General features: G+C 64.0%; 13 protein-coding genes, 1 tRNA gene and 2 rRNA genes. 6 read left to right on the top strand and 10 right to left on the bottom strand.

The window, feature by feature from the left end; genetic code table 11:
• Positions 1–7: 7 nt before the first annotated feature.
• From EJ067_RS22945 to EJ067_RS22920, 6 genes are all read left to right on the top strand, one after another.
• Positions 8–1540 (top strand): ABC transporter ATP-binding protein, encoded by a 1533-nt coding sequence (locus EJ067_RS22945; protein WP_126087494.1) that lies wholly within the window; start codon positions 8–10, stop codon positions 1538–1540.
• Positions 1540–2208 carry an isochorismatase family cysteine hydrolase gene (locus tag EJ067_RS22940; protein ID WP_126087493.1) on the top strand — a complete coding sequence of 223 codons (669 nt, stop codon included), beginning with the start codon at positions 1540–1542 and terminating at the stop codon, positions 2206–2208. The genes EJ067_RS22945 and EJ067_RS22940 overlap by 1 nt, the downstream gene beginning before the upstream one ends.
• Positions 2201–2551: a cupin domain-containing protein gene (locus EJ067_RS22935; protein WP_126087492.1), complete on the top strand. Its 351-nt coding sequence runs from the start codon at positions 2201–2203 to the stop codon at positions 2549–2551. Before EJ067_RS22940 ends, EJ067_RS22935 begins: the two co-directional genes overlap by 8 nt.
• A complete protein-coding gene (gene atzF, locus EJ067_RS22930; protein WP_126087491.1) occupies positions 2548–4380 on the top strand; it encodes an allophanate hydrolase in 1833 nt (610 codons plus the stop codon). Before EJ067_RS22935 ends, atzF begins: the two co-directional genes overlap by 4 nt.
• Positions 4381–4561: 181 nt before the next feature.
• A complete protein-coding gene (locus EJ067_RS22925) occupies positions 4562–5260 on the top strand; it encodes a GntR family transcriptional regulator (protein ID WP_126087490.1) in 699 nt (232 codons plus the stop codon).
• A 282-nt stretch (positions 5261–5542) separates the two neighbouring features.
• Complete coding sequence (locus tag EJ067_RS22920) at positions 5543–6898, top strand: glutamine synthetase family protein (RefSeq protein ID WP_126087489.1); 1356 nt, start codon at positions 5543–5545, stop codon at positions 6896–6898.
• Positions 6899–6909: 11 nt separating this feature from the next.
• Here the strand turns inward: EJ067_RS22920 and EJ067_RS22915 are convergent, their stop codons facing one another.
• The 10 genes from EJ067_RS22915 to EJ067_RS22870 form a co-directional block, all read right to left on the bottom strand.
• Positions 6910–7899 (bottom strand): ABC transporter permease, encoded by a 990-nt coding sequence (locus EJ067_RS22915; protein WP_126087488.1) that lies wholly within the window; start codon positions 7897–7899, stop codon positions 6910–6912.
• Positions 7896–9416 (bottom strand): sugar ABC transporter ATP-binding protein, encoded by a 1521-nt coding sequence (locus EJ067_RS22910; RefSeq protein WP_126087487.1) that lies wholly within the window; start codon positions 9414–9416, stop codon positions 7896–7898. The genes EJ067_RS22915 and EJ067_RS22910 overlap by 4 nt, the downstream gene beginning before the upstream one ends.
• Before the next feature lie 64 nt (positions 9417–9480).
• A complete protein-coding gene (locus EJ067_RS22905) occupies positions 9481–10473 on the bottom strand; it encodes a substrate-binding domain-containing protein (protein WP_245468023.1) in 993 nt (330 codons plus the stop codon).
• Positions 10474–10556: 83 nt separating this feature from the next.
• The gene (locus EJ067_RS22900) at positions 10557–11333 is read right to left on the bottom strand and encodes an SDR family oxidoreductase (RefSeq protein WP_126087486.1); all 777 of its coding nucleotides are present in this window, start codon (positions 11331–11333) and stop codon (positions 10557–10559) included.
• Between the two features lie 2 nt (positions 11334–11335).
• A complete protein-coding gene (gene dgoD, locus EJ067_RS22895; RefSeq protein ID WP_245468333.1) occupies positions 11336–12499 on the bottom strand; it encodes a galactonate dehydratase in 1164 nt (387 codons plus the stop codon).
• Between the two features lie 89 nt (positions 12500–12588).
• Complete coding sequence (locus tag EJ067_RS22890; protein ID WP_126087484.1) at positions 12589–13332, bottom strand: FadR/GntR family transcriptional regulator; 744 nt, start codon at positions 13330–13332, stop codon at positions 12589–12591.
• Positions 13333–13527: 195 nt separating this feature from the next.
• Positions 13528–14169, bottom strand: coding sequence for a ThuA domain-containing protein (locus EJ067_RS22885; RefSeq protein ID WP_126087483.1), 642 nt, complete (start codon positions 14167–14169; stop codon positions 13528–13530).
• Between the two features lie 252 nt (positions 14170–14421).
• A tRNA-Met gene (locus EJ067_RS22880) sits at positions 14422–14498 on the bottom strand.
• Positions 14499–14715: 217 nt separating this feature from the next.
• Positions 14716–14830, bottom strand: a 5S ribosomal RNA gene (gene rrf, locus EJ067_RS22875).
• 250 nt (positions 14831–15080) lie between these two features.
• A 23S ribosomal RNA gene (locus EJ067_RS22870) occupies positions 15081–17904 on the bottom strand.
• Positions 17905–18297: the final 393 nt, after the last annotated feature.

The following is an 18297-nucleotide window of genomic DNA, read 5'->3' as shown; positions in this document are numbered from 1 at the left end:
ACCGGCGATGAGCGGAACTCCCCACGGCAGGGCGATCGGCGTCGAGACCATCGGCATGACCATGCGCTTCGGCGCCTTCACGGCGCTTGATGACGTCTCCATCAAGGTGCCGGCAGGCTCGTTTCATGCCCTGCTCGGCGAGAACGGCGCCGGCAAGTCGACGCTGGTCAAATGCATGATGGGATTCTACCACCCGACCTCCGGCGACATGCTGGTCGACGGCCGCGAGGTCGCGATCGCCAGCCCCAGGGATGCCTCGGCGCTCGGCCTCGGCATGGTCTATCAGCATTTCACGCTCGTGCCTTCGCTCACCGGCGCCGAGAACCTGGTGATTTCGCGCGGGAAGGTGCCGGGCGTCATCGACTGGCGCAAGGAGCGCCGCGCGCTGGCCGCCTTCATGAGCGGCATGCCGTTCAAGGTGCCGCTCGACGTCAAGGTTGCCGAGCTCGCCGCCGGCGAGAAGCAGAAGCTGGAGATCATCAAGCAGCTTTATCTCGGCCGCAATTTCCTGGTGCTGGACGAGCCGACATCCGTGCTCACCCCTGGCGAGGCGCAGGAAGTGCTCGGCCTGGTGCGCGGCATGACGAAGGCCGGCGACCTCACTGTGCTGATGATCTCGCACAAGTTCCACGAGGTCACCGCATTCGCCGACGACATCACGGTGCTGCGCAAGGGCAGGCTCACCGGAACCGGGAAGGTCTCGGACCTCTCTCACAAAGCCATGGCCGCGATGATGATCGGCGACCAGCCGATCGCGGCACTGGACAGCCGCACCGAACCGAAGCCGGACGCCGAGATCGTGCTCAAGGTGAAGGCGCTCAAGGCGCCGGATCGCACGGGCCTCAAATCGATCGACATCGCCGATCTCGGCGTGCGCTCCGGCGAGATCGTCGGCATCGCCGGCATCTCCGGCAACGGCCAGAAGGAATTCCTGGAGGTGCTGGCCGGCCAGCGCGCCCGTGACCGGGGTGAAATCATGGTTCGCGGCACCGCCTATGCGGCAACGCGCACCGAGGCGCGCGCGCTCAATGTCCGCCTGATCCCGGAGGAGCCGCTGAAGAATGCCTGCGCGCCGAGAATGACGGTCGCGGAGAACATCGCCTTCCGCACCTTCGACATCGACGGCAACGGCAGGCCGGTGAGCTGGATCAGCGCCGCCGCCATCAAGGCCTTCAGCGCCCGGCTGGTCGAGCAGTTCAAGGTCAAGACCGCATCGCTCTCCTCGCCGATCGCTTCGCTGTCGGGCGGCAACGTGCAACGCGCCGTGCTCGCCCGCGAGCTCACCGGCGAGGTCGACCTGCTCATCGTGTCGAACCCCTGCTTCGGCCTCGACTTCTCCGCCGTCGCCGAGATCCGCGCCCGCATCATGAAGGCGCGCAATGCCGGGGCCGCGGTGCTCCTGATGTCCGAAGACCTCGACGAGCTCCTCGAGCTCTCCGACCGCATCCTCGTCATGTCCGACGGAGCGCTGGTTTACGAGACGCCGATCGCGCAGGCGAGCGTGCAGACCATCGGCGAGCACATGGCGGGACATCACTGATGGCCGAAATCGAAGCGCGGCCCTTCGCCTTTGCCTTCCGGCCCGAGACGACGGCGCTCATCGTTATCGACATGCAACGCGACTTCGCCGAGCCCGGCGGCTTCGGCGCCAGCCTCGGCAACGATGTCAGCCGGGTCACGGCGATCGTGCCGACGGTGAGGCGGCTGATCGAAGGTTTTCGCGCTGCAGGCCTGCCGGTGATCCATACCATGGAGTGCCACCGGCCCGACTTTTCGGACCTGCCGCCCACCAAGCGCGACCGCGGCAATCCCTCGATCCGCATCGGCGATGTCGGCCCGATGGGACGCGTGCTGATCGCCGGCGAACCCGGCACCGCGATCCTCGAGGACCTTGCGCCCTTGCCTGGCGAGATCGTCATCGAAAAGCCCGGCAAGGGCGCCTTCTACGCGACCGGCCTCGGCGACGACCTGAAGCGGCTCGGCGCAAGGCAACTGGTCTTTGCCGGCGTGACGACCGAAGTCTGCGTGCAGACGACGGTGCGCGAGGCCAACGACCGCGGCTTTGAATGCCTGGTCGCTGAAGATGCGACGGAAAGCTATTTTCCCGAATTCAAGGCGGCCGCGCTCGCCATGATCAGGGCGCAGGGCGCAATTGTCGGCTGGACGGCGACCACCGATCAGGTCCTCGAGGGAATTGCAAATGCCTAATCTTGCCTTTGCCGGCCTCATCGGCGGCGGCTGGCGCGAGCTGGCGTTCGAACCTTTCCGCGACGGCGTCGCGGCGCATTGGCTGCTCAAGGGCGGGCCGGCCGAACCGTCCGTCGCGGTGCTTCGCTATCAGCCCGGCGCCGGCGTGCCGCGCCACCGCCATGCCGGACTGGAGACCATCGTCGTGCTGGAAGGCACCCAGAGCGACGAGAACGGCGACTATCCGGCGGGCAGCGTGATCCTCAATCCGGTCGGCACGGAGCACTCGGTATGGGCCAAGGAGGGCTGCGTCGTACTGATCCAGTGGGACCTGCCGGTGATCATCCTGGGAGAGACGAAATGAGCGACATCCATTTCGACATCGGCAGCCTGCACGCGGCCTACCGGGCTGGCGCAGGCGTTGCCGAGGTGGTCGATACGGTGTTTGCCCGCATCGCGGCGGCTGGCGATCCCGGCATCTTCATCCACCTTGCGGCGCGAGCCGAGATGCTGGCCGAGGCCGAGGCGCTCGGCCGGTTCGACCCGGATGCGAAACCGCTGTGGGGCATCCCCTTCGCCGTCAAGGACAATATCGACGTCGCCGGCATGCCGACCACGGCCGCCTGCGCCGAATACGCCTACACGCCGGACAAGGACGCCACGGTCGTGGCGCGCTTGAAGGCCGCGGGAGCCCTGGTCGTCGGCAAGACCAATCTCGACCAGTTCGCCACCGGCCTCGTCGGCGTGCGCACGCCCTGGCCGATCCCGCGCAATGCGATCGATCCGAAAATGGTGCCGGGCGGCTCCTCTTCCGGCTCGGCGGTGGCGACGGCGCGCGGCGTCGTCTCCTTCGCGCTCGGCACCGACACCGCCGGCTCCGGACGCATCCCGGCCGGCCTCAACAACATCGTCGGACTGAAGCCGACCGTCGGCGCGCTGTCCGCGACAGGCGTGGTGCCGGCCTGCCGCACGCTCGACTGCGTCTCGGTCTTCGCGCTGACGGTCGACGATGCCTATGCGGTGTTCTCGGCGGCAGCCGCGCGCGACGCGGCCGATCCCTATTCGCGCGACATCGCCGTCCAGCCGCTCGCGCCGCGCCCGCCGGTGCTGAATGTCGGCATCCCGGCAAAGGCCGACCTGAAATTCTTCGGCGACGCCTCGATGCAGGCCGGCTTCGAGGCCGCTCTTGTCGCCCTGCAGGCGCTCGGCGCCAGGCTCGTCGAGATCCCGTTCGGCGACTTCTACGCCACGGCCGATCTTCTCTACGAAGGCGCCTGGGTGGCGGAGCGCTATGCGGCGATCCGCGATTTCTTCGAGGCGAATGAAGCAGCCCTCCATCCGGTGACGCGCAAGATCATCGGCGGCGCCAGGAACCTGTCGGCCGCCGACGCCTTCCGCGGGCTCTATGCCTTGCAGGCCTGCAAGGCGCGGCTCGCCCCGGTTATCGCTTCCGTCGATCTCTTCTGCGTGCCGACCGCGCCGACCCACTACAGCGTCGATGCCGTGCTCGCCGATCCGATCGTGACCAACAGCCGCCTGGGCACCTACACCAATTTCGTCAATCTGCTCGACATGTGCGGCATCGCCGTGCCGGCCGGTGCGCGCAACGATGGTCTGCCGATGAGTGTGACCCTGCTCGCGCCCGCCGGCAGGGATGGCCTTGTCGCGTCCCTCGCGCGCGATCTCCATGCCGCGAGCGGCCTCACCCTCGGGGCGACCGGATGGCGGCAGTCGAACGCGCGGCCTGTCGGCGCACCGGCCGAGGATGGCACGATCGAACTGGTGGTGGTCGGCGCGCATCTTTCGGGCATGCCGCTGAACGGCCAATTGAAGGAGGCCGGCGCACGCTTCTGCAGGTCGGCGCGGACGGCCCCTTGCTACAAGCTCTATGAGCTCGCCGGCCAGACCCCGCCCAAACCGGGTCTTGTGCGGGTCGGCAATGACGGCACGGCCATCGAGATCGAGGTGTGGCGCCTTTGCGCCGACGCCTTCGGCCGTTTCGTCGCAGCCATCCCGCCGCCCCTCGGCATCGGCACCATCGAACTCGACGACGGCACGTCGGCGAAGGGTTTCCTGGCCGAGAGCGCCGGCCTGTCGGCGGCGACGGACATCTCGGCCTATGGCGGCTGGCGCAGTTTCATCGCCAGCACCCGCGAAGCGCAACGACAGCTGGGAAGCCTTTCGTCCAGCTGAACGACAAAGCCCTCCGATTTGGAGGCCGCGGCGCGCCTTGCCGGCCGGGATGCAACCCTGGCCGCCCTTGCGGCGGCGCGTTAACCGTCTATCGTGCGGCTCGAAATCGCCGGACAAGTATCCCTGCGGCAGATTGCGTGACGGAACGGATCTCAGGGATGGACGAAGCAGCGCATAGCCAATGGCCGACAAAACACAATTCGGACTGACTGCCCTCGACACAGTACCCCTGCATGAGAAAGTCTATCTGGAACTGGTGCGGGCGCTGATGTCGGGTCAGCTCCGGCCGGGCCAGAAGCTGACCTCGCGCAAGCTCGCCAAGGAGCTCGGCACCAGCGACATGCCGGTGCGCAGCGCCTTCATGCGGCTGCAGGCGCTGAGAGCGCTGAGCCCGATGCCGAACGGCAGCGTCGAGGTGCCCATGATCTCGGCGGATCGTTTCCAGCAGCTGACCGATGTGCGCACGGTCCTGGAAGGCTCGGCCACCGAGCTCGCGACAAGACTCATCAACGGCAACAATCTGCGCGCCATCCGGCGTCATTGCGCCGAGCTCACCCGGGCCGCCCGCAGCGGCGACATCGACGACTATCTGCGCAAGAACCACGACTTCAAGTTCTCGATCTACCGCCATTGCGGCAACGAGCAGATGATCTTCCTGATCGAGACGGTGTGGATGCAGGTAGGTCCCTTCCTCAGGAATCTGCGCATCGGCTTCGAGGACGACCTCGCCGGCATTCTCGAAATCGACTATCACGAGGAGGTCGTGGCCGCGATCGAGGCCCAGGACGGCGAGCGGGCCCGGGCCGCCATCGTGCGCGACATCGACGAGGGTGCGAGGCACATCCTCGGCCAGGTGAAATTCCCGGAACTGCGGCATTAGAGCAATTCAAGTCGGCGGGCCGCTGCTACCGGCGCACCCGTGCCATCGTGGGTGGCTCAGAAGAAGGCGCATCGAATGCGCTTGGCTTTCGTGATGCTTGTCGCTATGTTGCGATCGCAGATCGCACAATTTGGACCTGAAATGCCGCCCGATATCCCAGCTAGTGAATTGAAAAAATGAAGGAAACAAGCCCGTAAATCTCCAGGGCGGCCTTCACGAACTCACAAGCTGAAAAACGGATAGCGTAGCCGAAATGGCTACCGAAAAAACAGGGGCTGGAAATTGGGCGATGCAGTTGCGGACGTTTTGAGCTGGCTTGAAAGCAGGAGCGATATCCAGAGCCTGCGGGCCGCGGTGTGCGACCTCAACGGCATCATGCGCGGCAAGCGCATCCCGGTCGAGCAGGCGCGCAAGGCGCTCGAAGGCAAGCTGCGCATGCCCTATTCGGCTATCGGGCTCGACATCTGGGGCGAGGACATCGAAGGCAACGCGCAGGTGTTCTCGACCGGCGATGCCGACGGACTTTGCCAGTGGACGGGACGCGGCATCCTGCCCGTCGACTGGACGGCGCATCCGACGGCGCTGCTGCCGGTCTGGCTGGCGGATGACAGCGGCGCGCCCTATCTCGGCGATCCGCGCCGCGCGCTGGCCCGCATCCTCGACCGCTACGCGGCGCTCGGCCTGACGCCTGTCACCGCCACCGAACTCGAATTCTACCTCGTCGACCCGACGTCGCATCGGCCCGTCGGCCCCGTCTCGCCGATCACCGGCCGGCGCCTCGATTCCGACGCAGCGCTGTCGATCGACGAGATCGACGATTTCGAGGCCTTCATCCACGACGTCTATGAAGCCTGCCGCATGCAGGGCATTCCCGTCGACACGGCGATCGCCGAGAACGGCGTCGGCCAGTTCGAGATCAACCTCAACCATGTTCCGGATGCCTTGCGCGCCGCGGACGACGCCGTGCTCTTCAAGCGCACGGTCAAAGGCATTGCCCGCAAGCACGGCTTTGCCGCCTGCTTCATGGCCAAGCCCTACGGCGAGCGTGCCGGCAACGGTTTTCATGTCCATTTCAGCGTCGTCGACAAGGAAGGCCGCAACATCTTCGATGACGGCAGCGACCAGGGCTCGGACACCATGCGCCACGCGGTCGGCGGCTTGCTTGCCGCCATGGCCGAAAGCACGCTGGTGTTCGCGCCGCATTTCAATTCCTACCGGCGGCTGCGGCCGCGCTCCTATGCGCCGACCGCTGTCGCCTGGGGCTATGAGAACCGTATGGTGGCGATCCGCATTCCGGGCGGACCGTCGGCCGCGCGCCGCATCGAGCATCGCGTCTCCGGCGCCGACGCCAACCCCTATCTGGTGCTGGCGGCGATCCTCGGCGCGGCCCTGATCGGCATCGAGAACAAGCTGTCGCCCGGCGAGCCGACCGGCGGCGAGGGACAGGGACTGACACTCGCCAAGCTGCCGCCCGACTGGGCCTCGGCCATCGCCGCCTTCGAGACCGGCGAGCGCGTCGCCGAAATCTTCCCGGCCGTGCTGCGCGACGCCTTCATCGCCTGCAAGCGCCAGGAGCTCAACACCTTCGCGCTCAACGTCAGCGACTTCGAGATCGAGACCTATCTCGAAAGCGTTTAGCTGGTTTGCGGCTATTCGCCCGATCTTGCGCGCTGCCGCTCCTGGACGATGACCGCCAGGATCAGCAGCGCGCCCTTGGCGAGCAACTGGTAGAAGGTCGGCACGCTGGTCAGGATCATGCCGTTGTTGAGGACGCCAATGATCAGCACCCCTAACATGGCGCCCACGATCGTGCCCTTGCCGCCCTGCAGCGCGCAGCCGCCGAGGATCGCGGCGGTGATGGCCTCGAGCTCCAGCCCCTGGCTGCCGGATGCCGGTTGCCCGGACATGGTGCGGCTGGCGAGCACGAGGCCGGCCACCGCCGCGGCGAAGCCGCTCATCGCATAGATCGAAATCTGATAGCGACGGATCGGGATGCCGGCGAGCCGCGCCACGGTCGGATTGCCGCCGAGCGCATAGATGTTGCGGCCGACGACGGTCTCGCGGGTGAAGACGATGAAGGCCGCCATCGCGGCGATCAGCAGCCAGATGGCGAAGGGCAGGCCGAAGAGCGTGCCGATGCCGAGCGCGCGCAGGCTGTCGCCGGTGATTGGAATGGAGTTGCCGTTGTTCATCAGATAGGCGAGGCCGCGGAAGGCGGACATGGTTCCAAGCGTCGCGATCACCGCGTTGACCGGCCCGTAGACGATGATCAGCCCGTTGACGGCGCCGGCGACAAGTCCGGCGAGCAGGCCGGCGAGGATGCCGGCCGGGATCGAGCCGGTCTCCTGGGCGGCGACAGCGAGCACCATGGTGCTCAGGCCCACGATCGACCCCACCGAGATGTCGAGCCCGCCCGACACGATGACGACGGTCTGCGCCATCGCCAGGATGCCGAGGATGGTGACCGCGAGCCCGATATTGATGAGGTTGCGCGGCGTAAAGAAGACGTCGGGCCTCAGCGCGCCGAAGATCGCCAGCAGCACGACCAGCGCGATCAGCAGGCTGATGTTCTGCGCGCCGATGCGGCCGAACAGACTTGCCGGCGCGCGCTCGCGGCCGGCGGTCGCGGTATCGGTCACGATACCCTCCTTTCGATTGTCTCTCTGCCCGAACGCATCGCCAGCGCCAGCACGGCCTCTTCGCTCGCCTCCCGCCACGGCAGCTCGCCGCTGATGCGTCCGCTCTGCATCACCAGGACGCGATCCGCGAGGCCGAGCAGCTCCGGCATCTCCGAGGAGATGAGCAGGATGGCGAGACCCTGGTCGGCGAGGCTTTCGATGAGCCTGTAGATCTCCGCCTTGGCGCCGACATCGATGCCGCGCGTCGGCTCGTCGAGGATGAGCACCGCCGGCCCGCGCGCCTGCCAGCGCGCGAAGACGACCTTCTGCTGGTTGCCGCCGGAAAGCTTGCCGACCGCCTGCTCGATCGATGGCGTCTTGACCCTGAGCTCGGTGACATGACGGTCGACCAGCGCGCGTTCGCGCCTGCGGCTGAAGAAGCCGTAGCGCGACACCTTGTCGGGCACCACGAGGCTGACATTGTCGCGCACCGCCTGCATGAGAAGCAGCGCTTCCTGCTTGCGGTCCTCCGGCACCAGGCCGAAGCCCGCGCCCACCGCGTCGGCTGGCTCGCGCGGCCTGTAAGGCCGGCCGCCGACGGTCATCTGTCCCGACAGCAACGGATCGAGGCCGACGATGGCGCGGGCCACTTCCGTGCGCCCGGCGCCGACCAGGCCGCCAAGCCCGACGATCTCGCCCGCCCGCACCTCGAAGCTGATCTCTTCGACGCGGCGCGTGGTGACGCCATCGAGCGCCAGCCGGACCGGCCCCAGCGCGCGTTCCTTTCGGTTGAACAGGTCGCTCGCCGGCCGGCCGACCATCAGCCGCACCATGCGCTGCTCGTCGAGTGCGGCGATCGGCTCGTCGGCGACGCGGCTGCCGTCGCGCATCACCACGCAGCGGTCGGCAAGCTCGATGATCTCGCGCAGCCGGTGCGAGATGTAGATCACCGCGACGCCGTCGGCCTTGAGCCGCCGGATGACGCGGAACAGCCGCTGCGCCTCGTCCTCCGTGAGCGACGAGGTCGGTTCGTCGAAGGCGAGCAGCCGCGCACCCGGCCGCAGCGCCCGCATGATCTCGATGAGCTGCCTGAGCGCCGGACTGAGGCCATGGCAGCGCTGCCCTGGCGACAGCACGTCGACCACCCCGAAAGTGCCGAGCAGCTCGAGGCTGCGCCGCTTCAGATCGGCGCGGTCGAGGAACAGCCCGCTACGCGCCTTGATGTCGCCGATGAAGATGTTTTCCGCCACCGTCAGTTCCGGGATGATTTCCGGCTCCTGGTGGATGACCCGGATGCCCGAACTATGCGCGACGCGCGGCGAGCTGAGCTGCACCGGCTGGCCGTCGACCAGCACCCGGCCGCCATCCGGGCGATGCTCGCCCTCCAGCACCCGCATCAGCGTCGACTTGCCGGCGCCGTTCTCGCCGATGAGCGCCGTAATCTCGCCGGCGTTGAAGGCGACCGACACGTCGCGCAAAGCCTGCACGGCGCCGAAGCGCTTGCTGACGCCTTCGACGGAAACGATGGGCGCGGTCATTGGCGCGCGGCTCCGTGTGAAGCCGCGCGCCATCGGGCCGCCGACCATGAGGCAGAAAGAAGGCCTAGGACTTGCAACCGAGCGTGTCCTTGAACTTGGCGAAGTTCTCGCCGCTGATCAGCGTGGCGTCCTGGAAATAGTCCTTCTGCATCTCCTTGCCGGTGGCCTGGTCGTAGAGCGCCTGGATGGCGGCCGCGCCGTGCTTGGCGCTGTCCAGCCACATCGTGCCGCGGAAGCCGGAAGGCTTGCCGGCGCCGAAAGCCTCGCAGGAGCGCGAGCCGTCGATGCCGATGCCGATGACGTTCTCCGGCTTCATGCCGGCATTCTCGGTGGCGCGCACTCCGCCGAGCACGCCGTCGTCGTTGCAGGAGAAGAAGATCCACTTCTCGGCGTCGGGATTGGCGGTCAGCGTCGTCGAGACAACGTCGATCGAATTGACCATCGTGTTGTCGTAGGGGATCGAGACAATGCGCGACTTGATCTCCGGAATCGCCGCCACCAGCGCTTCCTCCGCGCCCTTGTTGCGTCGCATGCAGGTGTCGGCCTTCTGGTCCTCGATCGAGCCGACGCGCACCTTGGAGAGGTCCTTGTCCCAGCCTTCGGTCTTGGCGATCCGGGCGATCTCGGTGCCAACCTGCTTGCCGATGTTGAGCGCGTTCATGCCGACATAGGCGACCGGCGTGCCGTCGGCGAAAGCGATGTCGTCGTCGACCGCGATCAGGCCGATCTTGGCGGCCTTCGCCTTGTCGGCGACGACCGGGCCGAGCGAGCGGTCCGGCACCACCACGGCGATGCCCTTGACGCCGTCGCCGACATAGGTGTCGAAGGTGGTGACGGCGAGGTTGGCGTCGAACTGGACGTCCTGGACAAGCAGGTCGACGCCGAGCTCGGCGGCCTTGTCCTTGGCGCCCTTCACCTCGCGCACGAACCAGGGATGGTCGCCCATCTTGTTGATGTAGCCGAACTTCATCTTGTCCTGCGCGCCGGCGCCGTGGACCGTCAACGCGACGGCGGCGGTCGCCGCAACCGCAAGGCACACCTTGATCATGCTTTTCATTGGCTTCCTCCCAATCGATCCCGGCCGGCGGGACCTGACCTGCTTGAAAACATCTGCCGGCGACCGGCCGCCGGCGCGAAACCTCATTCGTGATAGAGAACCGAGCGCCCGCCATCGATGACGATGCAGGCCGCGTTGATGAACGGCGCCTCGTCGGAGCCGAGGAAGACGGCGGTCATCGCCACCTCCTCCGGCCGGCCGATCCGGCGCGGCGGGTGCAGGTCGTAGGTGCGCTGGCGCTCTGCCTGCGGGTCCGGAAACGTGTTCCAGTAGTCGACCGCGATCTGCGTCTCGATGTAGCCCGGCGCGATGGCGTTCACGCGAATGCCTTCGGGCGCGTACTGGATGCCGAGAGAGCGCACCAGGCCGAGCAGGCCGTGCTTGGCGACAGGATAGGGAAAGGTCGACGGGATGATCGCGAAGGAATGGCAGGAGGCGATGGCGACGATCGAGCCCTGCTTCCGGGCCCGCATCGCCGGCAGCACCGCGCGCGCCGAATACCACACACCGTCGAGATCGACGGCAAAGCAGCGCCGCCATTCCTCCTCGCTGGTTTCCAGCGGCTCGTGGAACACGTTGATGCCGGCATTGGCGACGAGCACGTCGATCCGGCCGAAGGCGGCAAGCGCCTGCTCGGCCATCGCTTCACAGGACTTGCTGTCCGCGACGTCGGTCTCGACGAACAGCGACCGCGCGCCGCTTTCGGCGAGGGACGCGGCGACGCTTCTTCCAGTCGCCGCGTCCTTTTCCGCCACGACGATCGCAGCACCCTCCGCCGCCATCGCGCGCGCCGTCGCCTCGCCGATGCCGCGCCCGGCACCGGTGATGACGACCACCTTTTCCTTGAGACGACCGGCCATCGTCACCAGTCCACGATGGTGCCGTCGGCAAGCACGGCGTTGGTGGTGTGCATGACTTCGGGCTTGTACGGATGCCGGGCGGCGAGCGCCTCGTCGACCTCGACGCCGAGTCCCGGCGCGTCCGGCACCTGCCAGCAGCCGTCGACCATGCGGATCGGCCCCTTCACCACTTCGAAATACCAGGGCACGGCGCCGACCATCTCCTCCTGGATCAGGTGGTTGGGCGTGGAGACGGCGAAATGCAGGGCGGCGGCGCCCGCGATCGGGCCGAGCGGATTGTGCGGCGCGACGCCGACGGAGACCGCCTCGGCCATCGCGGCGATCTTCTTGGCCTCGAGCAGGCCGCCGCAGTGGCAGATGTCGGGCTGAACGATGTCGACCGCCCTTGCCCGGAAAAGCTCGTCGAACTCGGGACGGTCGATCAGCCGCTCGCCGGTAGCGATCGGCACGCGCGACTTGGCGACGAGCTGCGCCAGTGCGCCGGTTTCGCCCGGCGGCAGCGGTTCCTCGACGAACATCGGCCGATAGGGCGCCAGCGCGTCGATATAAGCGAGCGCGGTTGAGGCCGAGGCGGGACGACCGTGGAAGTCGACCATGATCTCGACCTCCGGCCCGACCGTCTTGCGCAGCGCCTCCATGAGGCGGCCGACCTTGTCGACCTCGACGAGCGGCGCGTGATAGTGGCTGTAGGGAATGAAGACGGCCTTCAGCGCGCGATAGCCCCTCGCCACCACCTCGGAGGCGCGCTGCACCAGCGGCTCGGCGTCCAGGGTTTCGTAGACAGCGCGCATGTCGCCGAGGCCGAGATGGGTATAGACCTTGACCCGGTCGCGCACCTTGCCGCCGGTGAGCCGCCAGACCGGCTGATCGAGCCATTTGCCGAAAATGTCCCAGAGCGCCAGCTCGATGCCGGAAACAGCCGACATGCCGATGACGCCGAGCCGCCAGAACGAATGCTTCTTGAGGATGCGCACCGCCTGTTCGATATCGCGCGGATCGCGGCCGATCAGAAGCGGCGCCAGGTCGTTGATGGCGCCGACGACGGCTTGGGTCTTCCACTCCAGCGTCGCCTCGCCCCAGCCGTAGAGGCCCGGCTGGTCGGTCTCGACGCGCACGAATACCCAGTTGCGCATATCCGCGTTCACGACGCGCGTGGTGATGGCCACGATCCTCAAGCGCAACTCCTCCCAAGCGGCATTTAGATCATATGAAATGCGAATATCATACGATCAAAAATGGCGTCAAGGCGGAAACGTCAGACCTTGGCGTGAAGATCGTCGGCGGCGATGTCGAGCAGCCTGTTCATCGCGCCACGGGCGCCGGCGGTATCGCGGATTCGGATCGCCTCCAGCACCGCGGCATGCGCGGAAAGCGCGCGCGACTGCGCTTCCATCAGCGGGTTGGTGACGAGGAACGTGGCGCGCAGGGCCGCCTCCAGCATGCCGACCAGTCCCTTGAGCACGACATTGTGACTGGCGGCGATGACGCCCTTGTGGAAGGCAAGATCCGCCTGGCAGACGGCGTTGAGGTCGCCCGGGATGTTTTCGCGCATGCCGACCACGGCGCGTTCGATCTCGGCGAGGTCGGCGGCGCTGGCGCGCCTGGCCGCAAGTTCGGCCGCCGCGGGCTCGAAAATTCGGCGCGCTTCCAGCAGGCCGGAAACGAGCTCCTCGTCATCCTGGATGGAGGGGTGCCAGCCGAGCACAACCGGGTCGAGCAGCCGCCAGCTGTCGCGCGGCAGCACGCGCACGCCGGCGCGCCGCCTGGCCTCGACAAGGCCTTTCGCCGACAGCACCTTGACCGCTTCCCGGACCGAAGTGCGGCTGACGCCCAGCATGGCGCACAGTTCGTCCTCGCGCGGCAGGGCGGCGCCGGGAGCATAGTGGCCCCCCAAGATGCGGCTGCCCAGCACGCTGACGACGGCGTTGTGCACGCTTGCCCCGCCCTGGTCGATCGAAGGCATCCAGCCGATTGCGTCCGAAGGAACGATGGTTTCCACGCAATCCTCTCCCGATAGAGCACGTTGCTATCGGCTGTTGTATGAAAGGCCAGGTCTTATGTAAATCTCTCATTGATATGATCTGTTATGATCGCCAAAATGTGGGACGATGCATGCCTTCCGGCATTCTTGTTCCGCGACCGGCCGTAGGCGCGGCTGGCATCGGCGCGCGGCGATCGGCCTGGGGCGACGAGATCAGCGCGCCGCCCACACCAATCCGCGACGCAGGATCGTGCGCATTTGCGGCACCTCGAATTCCTTGGCCACATGGCCGAGCGAGGAATAGAACACTCGTCCCTTCCCGTGCCGGCGCGTCCAGACCACCGGCATGACCACGCCGTCGATCCACGGAGCGTGTTCGCCCGAGAAGGTGGTGGTCGCCAGCACTTCGTTCGAGGGATCGACATGCATGTAATACTGCTCGGAGCGGTAGGCGAAGTCGTCGATGCCCTGCACGATCGGATCGTCGCGCCGCACGATGTTGACCCGATAGTCGATGATGTTGCCGGGATGCGCGACCCACTGCCCGCCGCACATGAACTGGTAGTCCGTCGATTCGCGGAACGCGTCGCCCATGCCGCCATGGTAGCCGCCGAGGCCGACGCCGCTTTCGACCGCCTTGGTCAGGTTGGCTTCTTCGGCCTTGGCGAGCTTGGACATGGTGTAGATCGGCACGATCAGGCTGAGCTCGGCGATCGCCGGATCGGCGAACGCCGCGGTCGTGTTCTCCACACGCACGGCAAAGCCCTCCTCCTCGAGCATTGCCTTGACGACACGCGCCCCGGCCTCGGGTTCATGTCCTTCCCAGCCACCCCATACGATCAGCGCCTGCCGCATTCTGTGCTCCTTATGCGTTAGAGCAATTCCAGGAAAAGTGTGTAACGGTTTTCCGTCAGGAATTGCGTAAAAACAAATACTTAGGGCGGTTCGGCGATTCTATGAATCGCTGAAGCGCTCTAGCCGAGCGGCCAGACCTGCGGCAGCGCGGCGTTGAGCGACCATCGCTGCAAAGTGCTGCCGAGTCGAGCTTGAAAGAACGTCGGGCGCCAAACGAAAACGGCCCGCGGGATGCGGGCCGTTTTTGGTATCTGGTTGCGGGGACAGGATTTGAACCTGTGACCTTCAGGTTATGAGCCTGACGAGCTACCGGGCTGCTCCACCCCGCGTCAACGATAGAGGTAAGCGTGAGCTTACCGAATTCAAGAGACCGCCAAATGAAAGGGCCGCTTGCGCGGCCCATGATCCCGTTTGGCGGGCCTTCTGCATGTCGCCCAAAAGTGCCTGGCGGTTTTGGGACAACGACATGCATCACAACAGTCGTAAGGAGAAGATTTCCATCCGGATCTGTTTGATCCGGATGTGAGATGAACGTGCGCTTGGCAGACCTGGCAGCGACCTACTCTCCCGCGTCTTGAGACGAAGTACCATCAGCGCTGGAGCGTTTCACGGCCGAGTTCGGAATGGGATCGGGTGCAGCCGCTCCGCCATAACCACCAGGTCGGCAAAACGCACGTTCAAATCGAGAAGCTGTTCAAGCGCGATCCAAAGGATCGTCGCAGCGCGATCCAAAGGATCGTCGTTTTTGTGCCAAGGCGACGTCTGCGTTTTGCCTACGGGCGAAGCCCGCAAGCGCGACTGCGCGTCGCCGGTCGTCCGGCGCCCTCGCTTAAGCTTTGGCCCGTAAGGGCCGCTCATGCGTGAGCGCTGGCAGACCATCCGACTTTGTCGGATGGATATTAGGAATGAGAACGATCAAGCCGATCGAACTATTAGTACCGGTAAGCTTCAAGCGTTGCCGCTCTTCCACACCCGGCCTATCAACGTGGTCGTCTTCCACGGTTCTCAGGGAATACTCGTTTCAAGGTGGGTTTCCCGCTTAGATGCCTTCAGCGGTTATCCCGTCCGGATATAGCTACCCTGCAATGCGGCTGGCGCCACAACAGGTCCACCAGAGATCCGTCCATCCCGGTCCTCTCGTACTAGGGACAGATCCTTTCAATATTCCTACACCCACGGCAGATAGGGACCGAACTGTCTCACGACGTTCTGAACCCAACTCACGTACCGCTTTAAATGGCGAACAGCCATACCCTTGGGACCTGCTCCAGCCCCAGGATGCGATGAGTCGACATCGAGGTGCCAAACAACCCCGTCGATATGGACTCTTGGGGGTCATCAGCCTGTTATCCCCGGCGTACCTTTTATCCGTTGAGCGATGGCCCTTCCACGCGGGACCACCGGATCACTATGACCGACTTTCGTCTCTGCTCGACTTGTCAGTCTCGCAGTCAGGCAGGCTTATGCCATTGCACTCAGCGAACGATTTCCGACCGTTCTGAGCCCACCATCGCGCGCCTCCGTTACTCTTTAGGAGGCGACCGCCCCAGTCAAACTACCCACCATACATTGTCCCGGACCCGGATAACGGGCCGCGGTTAGACATCCATAGTAATAAGGGTGGTATTTCAAGGGTGGCTCCACCTGAGCTGGCGCCCAGGCTTCAAAGCCTACCACCTATCCTACACATGCCACTACGAATGCCAATGTAAAGCTATAGTAAAGGTGCACGGGGTCTTTCCGTCTAACCGCAGGAACCCCGCATCTTCACGGGGAATTCAATTTCACTGAGTCTATGCTGGAGACAGCGGGGAAGTCGTTACGCCATTCGTGCAGGTCGGAACTTACCCGACAAGGAATTTCGCTACCTTAGGACCGTTATAGTTACGGCCGCCGTTTACTGGGGCTTCGATTCAGAGCTTGCACCCCTCCTCTTAACCTTCCAGCACCGGGCAGGCGTCAGACCCTATACGTCGCCTTGCGGCTTCGCAGAGCCCTGTGTTTTTGATAAACAGTCGCTACCCCCTGGTCTGTGCCACCCTCCTCTGCTTGCGCAGAAAAGGGTCACGCTTCTTCCGAAGTTACGCGTGCAATTTGCCGAGTTCCTTCAGCATAGTTCTCTCAAGCGCCTTGGTATACTCTACCAGACCACCAGTGTCGGTTTCGGGTACGGTCTATAAGGAGGAGCTATTTCCTGGAACCACTCCGCTGCCCTTTCAATCCGATAAGATTGGACAACTTGTGTGATCCGTCACTACCTCCAGGCCCACGAATATTAACGTGGTTCCCATCGACTACGCGTTTCCGCCTCGTCTTAGGGGCCGGCTAACCCTGCTCAGATTAACTTTAAGCAGGAACCCTTGGTCTTTCGGCGGGGGAGTCTCTCACTCCCCTTACGTTACTCATGTCAGCATTCGCACTTCTGATACCTCCACCGCCCCTCACGGGTACGGCTTCATCAGCTTACAGAACGCTCCGCTACCGCTCGTGATTGCTCACGAACCCTAAGCTTCGGTGTATGGCTTTAGCCCCGTTACATTTTCGGCGCAAAGACCCTTATTTAGACCAGTGAGCTGTTACGCTTTCTTTAAATGATGGCTGCTTCTAAGCCAACATCCTGGTTGTTTTGGGATCCTCACATCCTTTCCCACTTAGCCATAACTTGGGGACCTTAGCTGTAGGTCAGGGTTGTTTCCCTTTTCACGACGGACGTTAGCACCCGCCGTGTGTCTGCCGACTAGTACTCCCAGGTATTCGGAGTTTGGTTAGGTTTGGTAATCCGGTGAGGACCCCTAGCCCATCCAGTGCTCTACCCCCTGGGGTATTCGGTCGACGCTCTACCTAAATAGATTTCGCGGAGAACCAGCTATTTCCGAGTTTGATTGGCCTTTCACCCCTAGCCACAAGTCATCCCGAACTATTGCAACAGTTATGGGTTCGGCCCTCCAGTAAGTGTTACCTTACCTTCAGCCTGCTCATGGCTAGATCACTCGGTTTCGGGTCTAATGCGACGAACTGAACGCCCTGTTCAGACTCGCTTTCGCTGCGCCTACACCTACCGGTTTAAGCTTGCTCGTCACACTAAGTCGCTGACCCATTATACAAAAGGTACGTGGTCACCCTTGCGGGCTCCCACTGTTTGTAGGCAATCGGTTTCAGGTACTCTTTCACTCCCCTTGTCGGGGTGCTTTTCACCTTTCCCTCACGGTACTAGTTCGCTATCGGTCATGCACGAGTACTTAGGCTTGGAAGGTGGTCCTCCCAATTTCAGACAGGATTTCACGTGTCCCGCCTTACTCGAGGACGATTGATCGCATTACGCGTACGGGGCTGTCACCCGCTATGGCCCTGCTTTCCAGAAGGTTCCGCTTGTCTCTCAATCGCCGCTGGCCTGGTCCGGGTTCGCTCGCCACTACTTCCGGAGTCTCGGTTGATGTCCTTTCCTACGGGTACTTAGATGTTTCAGTTCCCCGCGTTCGCCACTTTATCCCTATGTATTCAGGATAAGTTACCTATTAGCGATACTTGGAAACCACAGCCGCAGCAGCGCAATCTCGAAGAGATTGTCGCATCTCTGCAGCTCTGATTTTCCAAGTACCTTAGGTGGGTTTCCCCATTCGGAGATCTACGGATCAAAGGGTATTCGCACCTCCCCGTAGCTTATCGCAGCGTATCACGTCCTTCATCGCCTGTGCATGCCAAGGCATCCACCAATTGCCCTTAAGACACTTGATCGTTCTCATTGCCAATACCCATCGCGCGATCCCGCAGGGATCGTCATTCGCGCGATTTCGAAGAAATCGTCGCTTCAGCCTCTCCCTTACGAGATTAGCTAAGCGCGATCTCGCAGAGATCGTCGCACTTGAGCGACATCCCTTGCGGGATTGCGCTTCAATGGAATTGGCACAAAAAGACCAGCTTCTCGAGATCGGTTCGAGGGCGCGGTTAGGCAAACCCATCATATGCAAGGGATTGAGCGTCCCTTGCGACAAATCATGAGCCTTTCGGGATCATGAAGTTCGAACAAATCTTCTCTTTACGATGTCAAACAGAACAGGCGGAGAGCTTTGGCTCGCCGCAAACTTTTTTACGAATGACTTTTTTCTCACCATCTCTACTCGACACCAA

Origin of the sequence: Mesorhizobium sp. M1D.F.Ca.ET.043.01.1.1, from assembly GCF_003952385.1 — a bacterium.
GTDB lineage: Bacteria > Pseudomonadota > Alphaproteobacteria > Rhizobiales > Rhizobiaceae > Mesorhizobium.
The sequence above is the reverse complement of the archived record's forward strand: the minus strand, read 5'-3'. Positions and strand labels throughout refer to the sequence as shown.